The sequence below is a fragment of the Flammeovirga kamogawensis genome (genome assembly GCF_018736065.1).
Taxonomy (GTDB): Bacteria; Bacteroidota; Bacteroidia; order Cytophagales; family Flammeovirgaceae; genus Flammeovirga; species Flammeovirga kamogawensis.
In genome coordinates, this window is sequence record NZ_CP076129.1 from 1 (window position 1) to 16,639 (window position 16,639).

Annotated in this window: 14 protein-coding genes; 8 read left to right on the forward strand and 6 right to left on the reverse strand. The window is 31.8% G+C overall.

Annotation, left to right across the window (positions count from 1 at the left end; genetic code table 11):
- The 3 genes from KM029_RS18960 to KM029_RS18970 all read left to right on the forward strand — a co-directional run bounded on the left by KM029_RS18960 (window position 1) and on the right by KM029_RS18970 (window position 4,475).
- A complete protein-coding gene (locus KM029_RS18960) occupies window positions 1-3,147 on the forward strand; it encodes an efflux RND transporter permease subunit (protein ID WP_144076428.1) in 3,147 nt (1,048 codons plus the stop codon).
- Window positions 3,148-3,279: 132 nt separating this feature from the next.
- Window positions 3,280-3,417 (forward strand): hypothetical protein, encoded by a 138-nt coding sequence (locus tag KM029_RS18965; protein ID WP_158631211.1) that lies wholly within the window; start codon window positions 3,280-3,282, stop codon window positions 3,415-3,417.
- A gap of 146 nt (window positions 3,418-3,563) precedes the next feature.
- Window positions 3,564-4,475 carry an alpha/beta hydrolase gene (locus tag KM029_RS18970; protein ID WP_144076429.1) on the forward strand — a complete coding sequence of 304 codons (912 nt, stop codon included), beginning with the start codon at window positions 3,564-3,566 and terminating at the stop codon, window positions 4,473-4,475.
- 61 nt (window positions 4,476-4,536) lie between these two features.
- Here KM029_RS18970 and KM029_RS18975 read toward each other — a convergent pair whose 3' ends face one another.
- The 3 genes from KM029_RS18975 to KM029_RS18985 form a co-directional block, all read right to left on the reverse strand.
- Window positions 4,537-4,983: a hypothetical protein gene (locus tag KM029_RS18975; protein ID WP_184679543.1), complete on the reverse strand. Its 447-nt coding sequence runs from the start codon at window positions 4,981-4,983 to the stop codon at window positions 4,537-4,539.
- A gap of 77 nt (window positions 4,984-5,060) precedes the next feature.
- On the reverse strand, window positions 5,061-5,429 hold the full coding sequence (locus KM029_RS18980; RefSeq protein WP_144076431.1) for a hypothetical protein: 369 nt from the start codon (window positions 5,427-5,429) through the stop codon (window positions 5,061-5,063).
- Window positions 5,430-5,697: 268 nt separating this feature from the next.
- The gene (locus KM029_RS18985; RefSeq protein ID WP_144076432.1) at window positions 5,698-6,177 is read right to left on the reverse strand and encodes a hypothetical protein; all 480 of its coding nucleotides are present in this window, start codon (window positions 6,175-6,177) and stop codon (window positions 5,698-5,700) included.
- Window positions 6,178-6,926: 749 nt separating this feature from the next.
- Here KM029_RS18985 and KM029_RS18990 point away from each other — a divergent pair.
- Window positions 6,927-7,424, forward strand: coding sequence for a hypothetical protein (locus tag KM029_RS18990; protein ID WP_144076433.1), 498 nt, complete (start codon window positions 6,927-6,929; stop codon window positions 7,422-7,424).
- A gap of 71 nt (window positions 7,425-7,495) precedes the next feature.
- Here the strand turns inward: KM029_RS18990 and KM029_RS18995 are convergent, their stop codons facing one another.
- Window positions 7,496-7,789 carry a DUF3817 domain-containing protein gene (locus KM029_RS18995; RefSeq protein WP_144076434.1) on the reverse strand — a complete coding sequence of 98 codons (294 nt, stop codon included), beginning with the start codon at window positions 7,787-7,789 and terminating at the stop codon, window positions 7,496-7,498.
- Window positions 7,790-7,914: 125 nt separating this feature from the next.
- Here KM029_RS18995 and KM029_RS19000 point away from each other — a divergent pair, with 125 nt between their 5' ends.
- The 4 genes from KM029_RS19000 (at window position 7,915) to KM029_RS19015 (ending at window position 15,497) form a co-directional block, all read left to right on the forward strand.
- The gene (locus KM029_RS19000; RefSeq protein WP_144076435.1) at window positions 7,915-9,009 is read left to right on the forward strand and encodes a hypothetical protein; all 1,095 of its coding nucleotides are present in this window, start codon (window positions 7,915-7,917) and stop codon (window positions 9,007-9,009) included.
- 7 nt (window positions 9,010-9,016) lie between these two features.
- Window positions 9,017-13,273 (forward strand): DEAD/DEAH box helicase, encoded by a 4,257-nt coding sequence (locus KM029_RS19005; protein WP_144076436.1) that lies wholly within the window; start codon window positions 9,017-9,019, stop codon window positions 13,271-13,273.
- 164 nt (window positions 13,274-13,437) lie between these two features.
- Entirely contained in the window at window positions 13,438-13,746 is a 309-nt protein-coding gene (locus KM029_RS19010; protein ID WP_144076437.1) for a DUF4212 domain-containing protein, read from the forward strand.
- A 56-nt stretch (window positions 13,747-13,802) separates the two neighbouring features.
- Window positions 13,803-15,497 (forward strand): sodium:solute symporter family protein, encoded by a 1,695-nt coding sequence (locus KM029_RS19015; RefSeq protein WP_144076438.1) that lies wholly within the window; start codon window positions 13,803-13,805, stop codon window positions 15,495-15,497.
- A 69-nt stretch (window positions 15,498-15,566) separates the two neighbouring features.
- Here KM029_RS19015 and KM029_RS19020 read toward each other — a convergent pair whose 3' ends face one another.
- Both KM029_RS19020 and KM029_RS19025 read right to left on the reverse strand, forming a co-directional pair.
- Complete coding sequence (locus tag KM029_RS19020) at window positions 15,567-15,971, reverse strand: hypothetical protein (RefSeq protein WP_144076439.1); 405 nt, start codon at window positions 15,969-15,971, stop codon at window positions 15,567-15,569.
- Between the two features lie 42 nt (window positions 15,972-16,013).
- On the reverse strand, window positions 16,014-16,364 hold the full coding sequence (locus tag KM029_RS19025; protein ID WP_144076440.1) for a cupin domain-containing protein: 351 nt from the start codon (window positions 16,362-16,364) through the stop codon (window positions 16,014-16,016).
- Window positions 16,365-16,639: the final 275 nt, after the last annotated feature.

The following is a 16,639-nucleotide window of genomic DNA, read 5'->3' on the forward strand; positions in this document are numbered from 1 at the left end:
ATGATCTCTAAATTTTTCATCAATCGACCTATCTTCTCTGCTGTCTTGGCAATAATTATTGTCTTGACGGGTAGCATAGCGTTATTCAACTTACCAATAGCTGAATATCCCAACATTACACCTCCAACAGTAAATGTTACGGCATCTTACCCAGGAGCAAGTGCAGATGTTATTGCCGAAACAGTTGGTGCTCCTATAGAGCAATCTGTAAACGGTGTAGAAAACATGCTATACATGAGTTCTACTTCTAACAATGATGGTACTTATAGCTTAACCATCACTTTCGAAGTAGGAACAGATTTAGATATAGCAACAGTATTAGTGCAAAATAAAGTAGCACAGGCACTTCCTAAAATTCCAGATATAGTACAAACATTGGGAGTAGTAACAGATAAATCATCTTCTGGAGTTTCTGTTCAAGCAGCAAATTTAGTAATGATTGCTGCAATACAATCTGATGATGCCGTTGTAGATTCTTTGTTCTTAAGTAATTATGCTAAGGTATATATTGCAGATGAGATTAAAAGGATTCCAGGTGTGAGTAATGTTAGTATTTATGGGGTTAATGATTATAGTATTAGAATTTGGATGGATCCTTCTAAGTTAAAAGATAGAGGGTTATCATCTGCTGATGTAAAGAATTCAATATTATCACAAAACGTTCAAGTAGCTGCAGGACAATTAGGGCAAACTCCTTCTAGTTCAACACAAAAAAATCAATATGCATTAGTTGTAGCTCCGGGGCGATTAACTGATGTAGACCAATTTAAAAATATCATTATAAAAACCGATCAACAAGGGCACACTGTTTATTTAAAAGATGTAGCTTCTGTTGAGTTAGGTACTAAAGATTACAATATGTTTTTCCATTTAAAGGGAAAACAAGCTGCTGGTATTGCAATTTATCAGCTGCCGTCTGCAAATGCTTTAGAGATACAAAAGCAGGTAAACGAACGTATGTCTATCCTTAGTGAGAAGTTTCCTCAAGGAATGTCTTATTCAGTGCCTTTAGATACTACAAAATTTGTGAGAGTATCTATAGACGAAGTGGTAGAAACATTAGCAATAGCCATCTTCTTAGTATTTATAGTAATGTTTATGTTCTTACAAGATTGGAGAGCAACACTAATACCTGCAATCACAATTCCAGTTGCCCTTATTGGTACATTTACAGTAATGTCTGCAATGGGTTTCTCTATAAACATGCTAACACTTTTTGGTTTAGTATTAGCCATAGGTATTGTAGTAGATGATGCGATTGTAGTTGTAGAAAATACAAGTAGGCATTTAGAAGAAGGCAAGAGCAGAAAAGAAGCGGCAATTTTAGCAATGCAAGAAGTTACAGGGCCAATTATAGCCACAACTTTAGTCTTAATGTCTGTGTTTTTACCTGCGGCTTCTATGGGAGGTATTACGGGAGAATTATATAAACAATTTGCATTGACAATTGCTGTATCAACATTGTTTTCGGCCTTTAATGCACTTACATTATCACCCGCATTATGTGCTATGATTTTACAACCAAAAGCAAAAGATAAAAAAGAGTTTTTCATTTTTAGATGGTTTAATGCAGGGTACAATAAAGTTTTTAGTGGGTATGCAACTGTACTTACTTTTGCAGTAAGAAAATATGGAATCTCATTACTTGTTTTCATAGCAATATCAGCGTTTGGTATTTTTGATTTCACACAATTACCTACCTCATTTATACCTCAAGAAGATCAAGGATATGTAATGACTTCTGTTGAATTACCAAAATCAGCATCTATGAATAGAACAGCTGAAATTAACAGACAGTTAGATGAGTTATATAGCAATGTTCCAGGAGTTAAGACTTGGATGACTGTAGAAGGTTTCTCGATAATGGATGGAACAACAGCACCGAACAGAGCAACTATATTTGTAATTTTTGATGATTGGGATGTCCGTCTAAAAAAAGGACAAGACATTGATCATATAATGAAAGATTTATCAGAAAGATATGATACAGTATTAGGCGCTCAAGTTTACTCATTTGTTCCTCCAGCAATTAGTGGTTTAGGTAACTCAGGAGGTTTCCAAATGGTAATTTTAGATAAAGGAAATAATGACTATAATACTTTACAAAAAGTGGTAGATGAATTTGTTGATGAAGGAAATCAACAAGCTTCTTTGAGTGGGGTAGGTACAACATTTAATTCTAAAATTCCTCAGTTAAAAGTTGATGTTAAGATAGAAAAAGCACAAATGATGGGTATTTCATTAAATACTATTTATGATGCTCTAAATGCTTTTACTGGACAACAATATGTAGATGACTTTTCTAGATGGAATAGAACGTACCAAGTAAATATAGAATCGAGAGCTGATTATAGAACAAAGGTAGATGATTTATGGAATTTGTATGTTAAATCTACTTCAGGGAAAATGATATCAATAGGTTCATTAGTAGATGTAAGTTATATGGAAGCACCAGAAATTGTATCAAGATATAACCTTTATAATGCTGCCTTTATAAACGGTAATGCTGCGATTGGGTATAGTTCTGGAGATGCTTTGACTACAATGACAGAAATGTCAACATCAAAATTAGATAAAAGCATGACGGCTTCATGGACAGGGCTTGCATATCAACAAATTAAAGCAAACGGGAGTGTAATTTTTGTATTCCTACTAGCTGTAATTTTTGTTTACCTAGTATTAGCTGCTCAATACGAGTCTTGGATTGATCCATTTGGCGTAATATTAGCCGTTCCTTTGGCCTTATTTGGAGCCGTAATCTCTATACAAATGAGAGGTTTAACCAACGATATTTATATGCAAATCGGTATCGTATTACTTGTTGCCTTAGCTTCTAAAAATGCAATTTTAATTATTGAATTTGCAAGAGATAATATTGCAAAAGGCGAAAAGTTGTATGAAGCAATTGTAGATGCAGCTAAAGTGAGATTTAGACCAATTCTAATGACTTCTTTTGCTTTTATTTTGGGTGTATATCCTTTAGTAATTGCCACTGGAGCTGGTGCTAATTCACGTCACTCATTAGGAACAACAGTATTTGGAGGTATGATTGCCGCAACTGTTTTAGCAATCATATTTGTTCCATCAAATTATTATATTTTACATAAATATTTTAGTAAAAAACAAAGAGATTTAAGAAAGAAATAATAGAGAGAATTAGAGATCAATAGTATAAATAGCCCATTATATTTTATGATGGGTTATTTTTTTTATTTTCCTTGGTGACATTTTGATTCTATTGATATTAGTAGATGTATTCACTAATAAAAAATAAAAATCATGGAATTAATGCAAAATCCGTCCGACTCTCTAATTATGGCAAAATTTGGTAGCGAATTTATTAAAACAACAATAATGGTAATTGCAGCAATTTGGGTAATCAGAACTCAAAAAAAGCAGGGTAAACCATTATTTTAATAAATAGATCAATAATAATTTCGCATAATTAAAATAGTGTAATTTAGTTAGTTAAGCATTGCTTTATCAGAAAGTCAATGCTTTTTTTGTATCCCAAAAAGGAGGTTGTATTTTTAACTAAACAAACAGCATAAGCAAATATCCTGATGAACAAATTACTACTTCCATTTTTATTTTTTTGTATGTCATATACTAGTAGTGCACAAGAAATACGCCCTTTATGGGAAGGGAATATACCAAAAAAAATTACCTCCTCTGAAAAAGAATTTATAGCAACAGATAGGGAGATTATTTGGATTGAAAAAATTCAAGTACCTACTATCAAGGTATATCATCCTACAAAACGCTTTAATAACCATAAAGCTGTACTGTTATTTCCTGGGGGCGGTTATAAAGGTTTAGCTTATGATTTAGAAGGAGAAGATTTTGCTAAATGGTTAAATACTTTGGGTTTTACTGCTATTGTTGTTAAATATAGAGTTCCCGTATCTGAAGCGATAAAAGATAACAAAGATGTTCCTTTAATTGATGCTCAAAGAGCAATTAGACTAGTAAGAGCAAACGCAAAAAAATGGGAGATTGATACAAATAAAATAGGAGTGATGGGGTTCTCTGCTGGAGGACATTTGGCAGCCACTTTAGGTACTCACTTTTCTACTACTTACTCTTATAAAAAAGATGCAATTGATACTTTAAATGCACGACCAGATTTTATGTTATTGGCGTATCCAGTTATCAGTATGCAAAATGGAGTTACACATAACGGCTCTCGAAATAATTTATTGGGAACAAAACCCACAAAAGAACTTATTGACTGGTATTCTAATGAGTTTCAGGTTTCGGCACAAACACCCCCAACATTTTTAATTCATTGTGCAGATGACGGGGCAGTATCTGTACAAAACACCTTACTATTTTATAATGCTTTGTTGGAAAATAAAGTAGAAGCAGAAATGCATATTTATCAAAAAGGAGGCCATGGTTTTGGCTTAGGTACAAACGTAGGAGATGTAGGGAAATGGACCGTTATTGCTGCTGAGTGGTTAGAGAAAATTTAATAAAAAAAACAGGGTCTTGTATTAAATTACAAGACCCTGTTTTTTTATTTCCTTTTTAGAATTAACCTTCTAAACTTGCCCAAAACTTATTTGTTACTTGGTTTATTTCTTTCCAATCACGTCCTGTAAGTGTAGAGATTTTTTTGTTGTAAAATTTCCCTTGTTCTTTCTTTTTATTATTGAATTCTGTTTGTGTAATATCACCTGCATTTTTTTCGTCTTTCAACTCTTTTAAAGCAATTTGTTGTTGTAAACGAATTGTGTAAAGTTCTTCTTTTTGGTCTTCAGATAGGTCTGTCCAGATATTAGATACAAAAACAACATATTGATTACAGTTATCTTGCATCCAATCAGTAGCACCAGAAATATCTTGAGCTGAAACGCTAAATGAGAATGATAAAACAAAGAAGCTAAATAATAAAGTGAATTTTTTCATTTCAGTAGTAATAATAAATTGTTGTAAGAACATGAAAAGTGTTCTTCCTTTTAAAAAATAAAATATTGACATCAGACAAGAGTATTGACATCAATTTTTGAAGAAATTGAACAAATCTATTCAATTTGTTGTAGCACACATAATATATATTATTCAGCAAGACTTTTCCAAAATTCTTTATTTATTAAATTAATTTCAGTTATGGAATGTCCTGTTATTTCGATGTGTTCTAAATTGTATTTTTTTATCACAGCTAATTTCTTTTCATTAAAATCATCGTTTGTGATATCTTTATTTGCCAAGTCAGTTTTTAATTTTGCTATTTTTAGCATCTGTGATAAACGTGAAGTATATAGTTTATCGTTTTGTTCTGGAGTTTGATCACCCCATTTATTATTTACAAAGCGTATAAATAGGTTAGTATTGTCTATTTGCCATTTTGTAGCTTTTGAAATATCTTGAGCTTGTGTTGCAAATGATGAAAGTAAAAACGTAAGTAGTAAAGCAAAAATTTTCATATAGATATCATTAAATAATGTTTACATTTCAAATATGAAAGTAAAATCTTAAAAAGACAATTTATACCTAGATAAGGTAAATATTATATTTATCCTAGTCAATATAGTACTTAAACGTCTCTAGAATTGTAGTAAAACTAGATTTCAAATGTGTTTTTTTTCATTTTTAAAGACATAAAAAAGCCCTACCTCTTAGAAGTAGAGCTTTCCTTAAATTGTCTATCGCTAAATAGAATTTTTTATGAAATGAAATGAATTAAACCGTTAATTACATTAGAGGTGTAGCGTAAATATTTCCTTTTCTACCTACTTTAACCCTCGTATATTTTTCAATGATTTTTTGTTCTATGCCAAGTTCTTCAATCTCTTCTATACCCTCCTGTATTAGTGTATCACCTTTAATAGATACAGAAAAAGTAAAATTATGTCCTTCCCAATCTCTAAAATTGCAATACTCTAAAGATTCTTTATACTGATTACCAATTAATGAATAAGCACCTCCACCTGCTACAAAATGAGCTGTCGTGTCTTTCCCATTATTATTGTCATGGTTTAAAAAAGCAAAATGATTTTGGTTGATTATTTTAATCATTCTTTTATTATCTAAATTCTGTATTATTGAAGAATCATTACGGATTGTTGTTGCGGATAACAACTCCCATGTTCCTTCAATGTTTGGAGTTTTATCTAACTCAATGCACGAGTTAAAAGTTAGAATACAGAATATATAAAAGAGTAACCTTCTCATTTTAAAAGAAAAATGCATCATTATTAATTGTTCATAAAGCTAATATCTAGTATTAATTAACACCAATTAATAAATTTCGACCAACGTCAGCGTTTTAAGTTTATACGGCTTTTCCCTTTTTAGATAGTGGCTCAAAATAAGGCTTAACAACAAAAAAAGAGAGACAAACGCCTCTCTTTAGTAGTAATAGTATTTATGTAGTGGTTATTGGTATCTCAATTTCTTGTAGAAAGAGATAAAGGAAACTAATATTTTTTTATATCGCCGCTCTTTTTCTTATCAGTAGAAGTTGGCTTTGATATCTTTTTTGTTTCTGAAAATAATTTTTCAGAACCCCACTTTAAAGTATTTTCGCTGATTACAAAGGATTTATTCATTTTGTTATTAAAGGTAAAAGGTTATTAAGTATTAATGTATGCTCAAAATTAATACATGTTTACTAAAACAACTAATGCAACCGGTTTAAATAACTACAAAAACTCATTCTGAATCATAATAAATATTAATGAGCATATAAATTAACCGTTACTAAAGTTTATGTCCTATACAATTTATAATCAAATAGTTGGAGAATTATTTTAAAGGTACTTGCTCTATAACATTTTCACTTAGTCTTAATTAATCACAAATAATAATCAAGAGAAATTCTATTAGTAATTCTTTCTAAAAAAAATGATTTCATAGTAGGGGAATATCATTATAATTTCCCTTTACTAACTGAAAATCATGTTTTATTCATCTTTTAAGAAATGAAAAAATTAGCAGTATTACTTTGTAGTTTATGTTGTACAAGCTTTATATACGCACAAAATAAACCAATTGGTTACTTATCTTTTACAGGAGCTGGTTCAGCTGTTTTACAAAGGCAAGCGGTGAGTTCTGTGTTTACAATAGATTACAACCATTATATAGCTGATCATTGGATGATTGGAGGTAGTTTAATAAACGATTGGGAAAAACAAACAGGAACAAGAACAGAATATGGAAGTGGTAATTCTTATAAAGCTACTTTAGCAATTTATACCACTTATGTAACAGGTAATTGGGGTTTTGGCGGAGGATACGCTAGAGATATTGCCAAGGAAGGGCAATTGACCAAAAAAGGGAATAATTATTTAGATGTTTTTGTAATGTACTTTATTAAAGTAGGCAACCATTATATATGCCCAAGAGTAGGTTATATACATGATTTGCACGATCAAGAACAAAGCCTATCTTTAGGGGTGAGTTATAGCATACCTTTTTAAACAGCATAATAAAAGAAAGTGTCCATTGGCTTGTAATTGATTTTACGTGCAAATGGACACTTTTATTGAAATTAAGCTACAAGGTACTTTTTGAAGATTTTACTATCAGCAACGAATGTCCCGAATGGTACAAGTGATGCAATAAACGCCCAGAAAGAATTTATAAACCCCCATTTGGTATCATAATGTACTTTTAAGACAAGAAGTACATAAGCTATAAACAAGAAACCATGTGCCGAACCAATAATACGGTTAGGCTCTCCAATTTCAGCCATATATTTTAAGGGCATTCCAATACCAAACAGTAATAGGTAAGAAACACCTTCTAAAAAACCAATAACTCTTAAATACTTTATACTTTTCATGTTTTGATAATGCTTAATTGTTGGAATTCGATGACAAATTTAGGGTAAAGTTTATTTTTGAGAAAATTTCCAATATTTTTGTTTGAATTATAATACAGGATTGATTTTTTGATAGTAGAATATAGATGAAAGATATAGTTACACAAGCGGGTTCAATTTGTCTGGAATTAACAGATGAACTGTCTGACGATGTGGTGGAAATGTTAGAAAATACCATTTGGGGAACTGAGGGGGGCGTACGCTACACACACGAAGAAACAAGAAAAAATCTTGTAGATACAAAAAAAGCATATTTTCTAAATCTTAGAAGAAACAATAATTTATTAAGTTCTATAACGCTTATTCACAAATCTACTGTGTTTGAAGGTAAGCCAACAGAAACGTATCATATAAGGTATTTTGCTTTTGTTAGTTCTATGCAAAGTGCTAAGCAAAATCCAAATAAGAAAAAGAAAAAGAATAGCTTTCTGGATCAACAGTTAATCAATTTTTTTAATAATTACCAAATGCCAGAAAGTAAGGCTAATGGTACGCCTCAATGTTTTCATGCACAAGTAGAAAACGATAATTTGAGGTCAAAAATGTTTACTGAAAAAGTTGGTTTTGAATCTATAGGTAAGATGACAACGCTAACTTACAGTCGTGTTTCTCCTACTAAAAAAGATAATGTGCGTAGAGCAACCAAAGAGGAGTATGCGAGTGTAATTCAAAAATCAAAAGATTTCTATAAGGATTACGTATTCTATTCTACAGAAAATATGGGCAAAGACAATAACCTATTTGTAGTAGAAGAAGAAGGTAAAATTGTAGCTGGTGGACAGGCATTTATTGGGAAATGGAAATTTCATCATTTACCAGGTGCAGAAGGAATTGTTGCTAAGTATTTATTACCTTATATTCCGTATGCAAACAGACTTTTTAATTTTTACGATCACTCTTTCGTAACTATGGAAGGTTTGTTTTGGGAAAAAGGTTCGGAGCAGAAAATACAAGATTTAATGTCTACAGTTTTAAAAGATTTAGGCAAAAATGTATCTTTCCTTTGGATGGACCCTGACTGTACAGATTATAAAACTATTAAAGAAAAAGTAGATTGGGGTGTTTTAGAACATCTTAATAGTGGTTCGAAATCTTCTATTATTATTAGAGTAGATGATACAAGTGAATATGCAAGATATTCTGCATTAGATAAATATATTTCTGGTTATTATATTTTATAGTATAACTATGGATTTTTCAGTAGAACGCTTTCATCAATTTCAAGCTCAATTTGACGGGTTAGATAAAGAGACTAAATTAAAGTATGCAGCAGTAATTGTTACTTCTGGAATGAGGGGAGAAGCAAAAACAACTTTAAAGAATACTATTGCTCCCTTTTTCTTTCATTTATCTACCATAGAATATAGCAATGCTTTTATCGAACTGATAGAAAAGATGAAAGAGGCTGAAATAATTGATGTCTTTATTTTAAATAGAGGTCATTACCATTTTACTTTACATATAGAATATTATTTAATTGCCCTTTATTTTTTAAAAGAACATAGAGGAGAAAATTTGGTAGAAAAAGTAATTTCAACAATAAGAGTAGATCAAAAGTTCTACCCTGATATGTTCGGAACTGCCAAGTTTAAAAAAGAAAGTATCATAAGGGAGTTTGTTTTTGATGACATTAGATTGAATTATCATTTAATGGTTATGAATTACTTTACTCCAATAGAAGGTGAAAATACCTCTTACCAAGAACCATTAATTTATGGTCTTTTTGCCCTTTTTGGGTTAAAATTAAAAGAGGATACACTTTCAAAAAATCTTAATATAGATGATTTCCTTATAATTCATAATCATCTTTTGTATGCAATCAAAAACGGTTCTATTGATAACAATACAGCCAAAAGTTTTATTTCTGCATCAAGTAATAGCATAGAAGATGGGGGTGTAACTAATGCTTTAATTCTCGCTAACCAAGGTTATATTTCTTCGTCATTAGAAGTCTTTGAGAAAGAGAATAACCTTGAAATCGAATTTTATAAGATTACGCCGTTATTTATTGGCAAAAAGTACGAAGAAGCTTTTACAATCCTTTTAAAAGAAACTGGAATTGATAAGGTCGAAACACATTTAAAAAAGAAATCTTCTAAATTTTGGGAAGAACTAGATATAATGAACGAGGTCATTTTTCAGATCTTGTTCTTACAAATTAGACCGCAGCATATAGAACTTTTAAGAAATAGATATACTTATTTTAATAAGCAAAATAAGTATTATAACAAGTTCTTTATGAATACTCTTTTAGATGCACAACTGCTTATAAAGGATGGTTCTGATGTAGATTGTGATTCTTCTAAATACGATTTACGTTTACAGATTAGTAGTTTTATAGAAGAAGACTTAGAGAGCTTACCTAACTTTGTACAAGCATTACTTATTTGGTTATACGGTACTATTTGGGGCAAAGAATTTAAGGTAAATCAAAACATTATAAATATTACTGTTAGTAAAGCTTTGTCTTTACACAGAGGTGGTTCTTTATGGTTATCTGCATTATTTGCTGAGGCCCATGGGGTATTCCAGGCAATTAAAGCAGAAGATTTCTCTTTAGATTATCTAATTGATGATGCACTGACATTGTTTAAAGATGTTATTCAAGAATCTAAGATTGAAGAGTGGGAACTTGTACTTAATAAATTATCCTCGCTAGCAGATAATTTTAAATCAATTGATAAAAAACAGAAAAAAGAGCCGTCTAAAGGAAGACTTTTATGGGTAGTCGCAGACCACCGTTTGTACGTGGAACCTATGGAACAAACCATTCTGAAAAACGGAAAATGGAGTAAACCAAAGAAAATTTCTGATACCCGAATGCTTAAAAAAGCAATAAAAGGGATGTTAGATATTGATTTTGAAATTTTAGACAAAGCTATAAGAACATATGGTAGAGGCTATTTTGATTTTGATGTTTTAGAAGTATGGAAACGCCTTCCGGGGCATCCAAATGTCGTATTAGAAAGTGATGATAATGTATCTGTAATTGTAGAAAAGAGACCATTAGAGTTACAAATTTATGAAAAAGGGGATAATTACAGGTTAGGCTTTGATAAAGAAGTAAACATTGATTTTCCTTTAAAAAGAGAAACTCCAACAAGAGTAATCTATTATGATGTGGATAAGAAAATTAAGGAATGGAGCGAATCTTTTCCGTCTGACATCATTTTACCTAAAAAATCAAAAGACCAATTAAAAAAAGTAGTGGCTGCTCTAGGGCAATCATTAAACATACATTCTCACGTAAGTGAAATTCAAGAAGAATTACCTGAAATTAAAGCAGATAAAAAGCTTCATGCTTTACTTACACCGAGGGGTAATAATATCTTATTAGAATTATACATGAAGCCCTTCAAATCTATTCCTCCGTATGTAGTTCCAGCTCAAGGTACTGAGGTTTTAGTAGAGGAGGTAGACCGTATGCGTACACGTGCTGTTAGAAGTTTGAAAGCAGAACAAAAAGTATTAGAAAAATTCTATGCACAACGTCCGCAATTAGACATGACAAACGATGGTCACCATGCATGGGAACTTTCTGATAGAGAAGAAACGTTAAATGCTTTATTGGAACTTCAAAATGGTGATGAAAAACCTATTGTAGAATGGCCAAAAGGTGTGAAATTTAAATTGCTGGGGCAAGTTGGTGGAGATAAACTAACCATGAATGTGCAAACCAAAAAACGTGATTGGTTTGCTATTGGTGGTGAAGTGAAAATTAATGAAGAGGTTGTTGTTTCTTTAGAATCGCTTTTAAAAGAGTTTAAAAATGATCCGAACAGCAAGTACGTTCAAGTAGAAAAAGACCAATTTATTGCATTAACAGATAACTTAAGAAAACAACTTGCAGCCTTAACAAGTGTTGCAGTTCAAGATAAATTAGAACTCAGAGTACATAAGTTAGCTTCTTATGGTGTACTAAATGATTTAACTAAAGAAGCAGTTGTTAGAAGCGACAAAACTTGGACAGATCTTCAGAATAAGATTAATAGTGCAAATGCCGACAATTTTACTGTACCAACTACGCTTGATGCAGACCTTAGAGATTACCAAATAGAAGGTTTTGAATGGTTGTCTCAATTGGCCTCTTGGGGTGGTGGTGCTTGTTTAGCAGATGATATGGGACTTGGGAAAACACTCCAAGGTTTAGCTTTAATTTTAAGTAAGGCAAAAGCAGGACCTTCATTTGTTGTCGCACCATCTTCTGTAACATTTAACTGGGTAAACGAAGTACGTAAATTTGCACCAACAATGCGTGTTCATTTGCTCTCGCAGGCATCTGATAGAGAGAAGGTTGTAGCACAAGCAGGACCTTATGATTTGGTGGTTTGTAGTTATGGTTTACTGCAATCAAACTATAAAATGATTGTTGAAAAAGATTGGAATATTGTTTTATTAGATGAGGCACAAGCTATTAAGAATAAAACAACCAAAAGGTCTCAAGTTGCCATGCAATTACAAGCTAATACAAGAGTAATTACAACAGGTACTCCAATAGAAAACAACCTTTCGGAGCTTTGGAATCTCTTTCAATTTATAAACCCAGGTTTATTAGGTAACTGGGAAGCTTTTAACAAGAATTTTGTATTACGTATTGATAGCGGAGACCAACAACATGCTAAATCAGCAAAAAAAGTTCTTCGTCAATTAATAGCTCCTTTTATTCTTAGAAGAAAGAAAAGTGAGGTACTTGATGAACTTCCAAGCAAAACGGAATCTGTATTGTCTGTAACCATGACAGATGATGAGCAAACACTTTATGAAGCACACCGTAGAGCTGCATTAGAAGAAATTGAAGATATAATTAAGAAAAAAGAACAACAAAATACACATATTCAAGTACTTGCTGAACTTACTAAATTAAGACAGCTTTGTTGCCATGCTAGTTTAGTAGATCATGAGTGGCAAGTGATGGGGAGTAAGGTAAAACTGCTTTTAGAAACCGTTCATGAACTAAAAGAAGGAGGACATAGAGCTTTAATTTTTAGTCAATTTGTTGGCTTTTTAAGTATTATAAGAAAAGCACTTGATAATGAAGGCATATCGTATCAATATTTAGATGGTTCAACTCCTTTAAAGAAAAGAGAATTGGCTATTAATAATTTTCAGAATGGAGAAAGTGACGTATTTCTTATCTCTTTAAAAGCTGGTGGAACAGGTCTTAACTTAACAGCTGCAGATTATGTTATCCATATGGATCCATGGTGGAACCCTGCTGTAGAAGATCAGGCTACTGATAGAGCCTATAGAATGGGTCAGACAAGACCTGTAACTGTATACCGCCTGATTACTAAAGATACAATAGAAGAAAAAATGATTGCACTCCATGCTGACAAGCGAGAACTCGCAGATGATTTATTAAGTGGAACGGGTAAAGCAACAAAATTAAATACAAAAGAACTTCTGAAATTATTACAGACTAATGGTCCGCTTTTAGATGTTTAATAGGTGTTTATCAACATTATATTTTAGTAACACAAAATAATTATCAATATATTTTTCTGTGTTCTTTTATACAAATCTCACTAATTAATTCTATAATTATTAGTGAGATTTTTTTCTTTTCTGTAGATTATGCTTTTTAAGCAGACAAAAACTACTACAAATTTATGAATGAACATTCAACAAACGAAAAGAAGAATCCAGAGAAAGAGGCGTTAGCAACTTCTTTATCTAGAAAACGTTACTGGCAAAATAATCTAAAGTATTTAGGGGTATTGTTGGGAATTTGGTTTTTATGCTCTTTTGGTGCGGGCATTTTATTTAAAGATACACTAAACGAAATTAGGGTTGGTGGTTTTAAATTGGGCTTTTGGTTTGCACAACAAGGAGCAATTTACATTTTCACGTTTATAATAATTGCTTATATCGTTTTAATGAATCGTTTGGATAAAAAATACGACGTACAAGACGATTAATTTTTTTTGAATAACAGCTTATTTACACCAAAAAACTTTTTAACTATTACAAACTTATGAGTGTTCAAACTTGGACTTACATTATTGTAGGCTTTACATTCTTAATATATATTGGTATTGCAATTTGGTCGAGAGCAGGATCGACTAAAGAATTTTATGTAGCAGGAGGTGGAGTATCTCCTTTAGCAAATGGAATGGCTACTGCTGCAGATTGGATGTCTGCCGCATCATTTATTTCTATGGCAGGGTTAATCTCTTTTATGGGCTATGATGGTGGTGTTTACCTTATGGGCTGGACTGGCGGTTATGTACTCTTAGCATTATTACTTGCGCCTTATTTACGTAAGTTTGGTAAGTTTACCGTACCCGATTTTATTGGAGATAGATATTACTCTCAAGCGGCAAGAACAGTGGCAATTGTAGCAGCATTAATCGTTTCGTTTACTTATGTTGCTGGGCAGATGCGTGGAGTAGGTGTTGTATTTTCTAGGTTTTTAGAAGTAGACATTAATACAGGAGTAATTATAGGTATGGCACTTGTTTTTATTTATGCTGTTTTAGGAGGTATGAAAGGAATAACATATACACAAGTAGCACAATACTGTATCCTAATTTTTGCGTTTATGGTTCCTGCAATTTTTATCTCCATACAGTTAACAGGAAATCCTATTCCACAATTCGGTTTTGGTGATACACTTGTAAATTCTGATGTTTACCTTCTGGATAAGTTAGATCAATTGTCTACAGAATTAGGTTTTACAGCTTATACTTTAGGGCAAAAATCTACTGTAGATGTTTTTTGCATAACAGCTGCATTAATGTTAGGAACAGCAGGTTTACCTCATGTAATTGTACGTTTCTTTACTGTACCTAGAGTTAAAGATGCGAGAACTTCAGCAGGCTATGCTTTAGCATTTATAGCCATACTTTATACCACCGCACCCTCTATTGCTGCATTTGCCAGAGTAAATTTAATAGAAACAGTAAGTAATAAAGAATACAGTAGTATGCCAGAATGGTTCAGTAAGTGGGAAACAACAGGGTTGATTGCATTTAATGATAAAAATAATGACGGTAAAATTCAATATGTAAAAGATGCTAGTATAAACGAATTACATATTGATAGAGATATTATTGTATTGGCTAACCCCGAAATTGCAAAGCTACCTAACTGGGTTATAGCCCTTGTTGCGGCAGGAGCTTTAGCAGCAGCATTATCTACAGCAGCAGGGTTATTATTAGTAATTTCTGCATCAGTATCTCATGATCTCTTAAAGAAACAATTGATGCCAAATATTTCTGAAAAAGGAGAGCTTATAGCCGCAAGAATTTCAGCGGCTTGTGCAGTAGTTGTTGCTGGTTATTTTGGTATACATCCACCTGGTTTTGTTGCAGCCGTTGTAGCATTGGCATTTGGTTTAGCTGCGGCATCATTTTTCCCAGCAATTATTCTTGGAATTTTTTACAAAAGAATGAATAAAGAAGGAGCTATAAGTGGTATGGTCATCGGTTTATTATCAATGATTCTATACATAATGGTATTTAAATTCAACTTTTTGGGAGAGACCACATCTGAAGATTGGTTTTTAGGAATATCACCAGAAGGCTTTGGTACAATAGCAATGCTTATTAATGTTGTAGTAGCAGTAGTAGTTGCTAATTTTACTGCAGAACCACCAAAAGAAGTTACTGATATGGTAGAAGAAATTCGTTACCCTAAAGGAGCATCAAAGGAAATAATAATGCATTAAATGATATAAAAAATAAGGTTGAGGAATTTCCCTCAACCTTATTTTTTTAATTAAATCTTGATTAAAAATTTAGTTGAAATAGTTATTAAAAGTGTCGTACGAAGTATTTAATTCTTTTACTATTTCTTCCTCTCTCTCTAAATTATTAGCTTCAGAGAGTTGTTTAATCAGTTTTATATTGGGTAAAAGCCAGTGGTGAAGCATGTCGTGACTTTTTCCACTCATTGTACAGCTTTTAATTAAAATATTATTCTGTTCTTCTAAATCAGAAGCTAACTTCTTATAATTTTTTATCTGGCTTTGATTAAATGTATGCAACAGTTCTTCTGCTTTTTTTATCGAACTATTCATACCTGCATCAACTACCCACTTATCGCCATTATTTAAAACAAGATTAGTTTCTTTTTTAGAATCAACCTGTTCACAAGACACTAAACAAAATAGGGCGATAAAAATATATGCAACTTTTTTCATGTAGAATTATTTTTTACCAAAAGGCTTTATCGATTAAAATACCTAAGCAATTTTTATGTTAGATACATCTACAACACGGTTTGTATCATCATTTTTTGTAAGAGTTAATCGAATAACGCTATCTTCTTTCGCTCTTAAATCGTGAGGTACACCACCATCTAATGCAAGAATTTTTCCTTCGTTTAAATCTAATATTTCTCCTTGTACACCAAAATCAATAGCTCCTTTTACAATTTGTACAACAATAGGGTAAGAGGTTTTGTGTTCTTTCATAACAGTACCTTTTTGCATTGCTATTCTTATTTCTTTTGTGAAATGAGTTTCAAAAAGAACAGTGATTAGAGGCTTTTTTTCATTGAAAACTAATTCGTTTTGGATATCTGCAAGTTTCATATAATTATTATTTTTATTAGTAGAATTAAATTTTTGATGAAACAAATGTACTTGACTTAAGTCAAACAATTTTTGATATATATCAGTTTCTGAGCTGATTTGTTACAGGTTCGTTTGAGCTAATTTTAAAGTATCAATCAACCTATTTATGAAATTCGAAGAGTGATAAGTGAGAATATTTAGTATAAAAAGGAGTTACTTTTAGCGTTCCATATAGAATCAATCATTTTTTTATTAATTTCATCTTTTAGAATAAAGACAAAAACTTAAACACA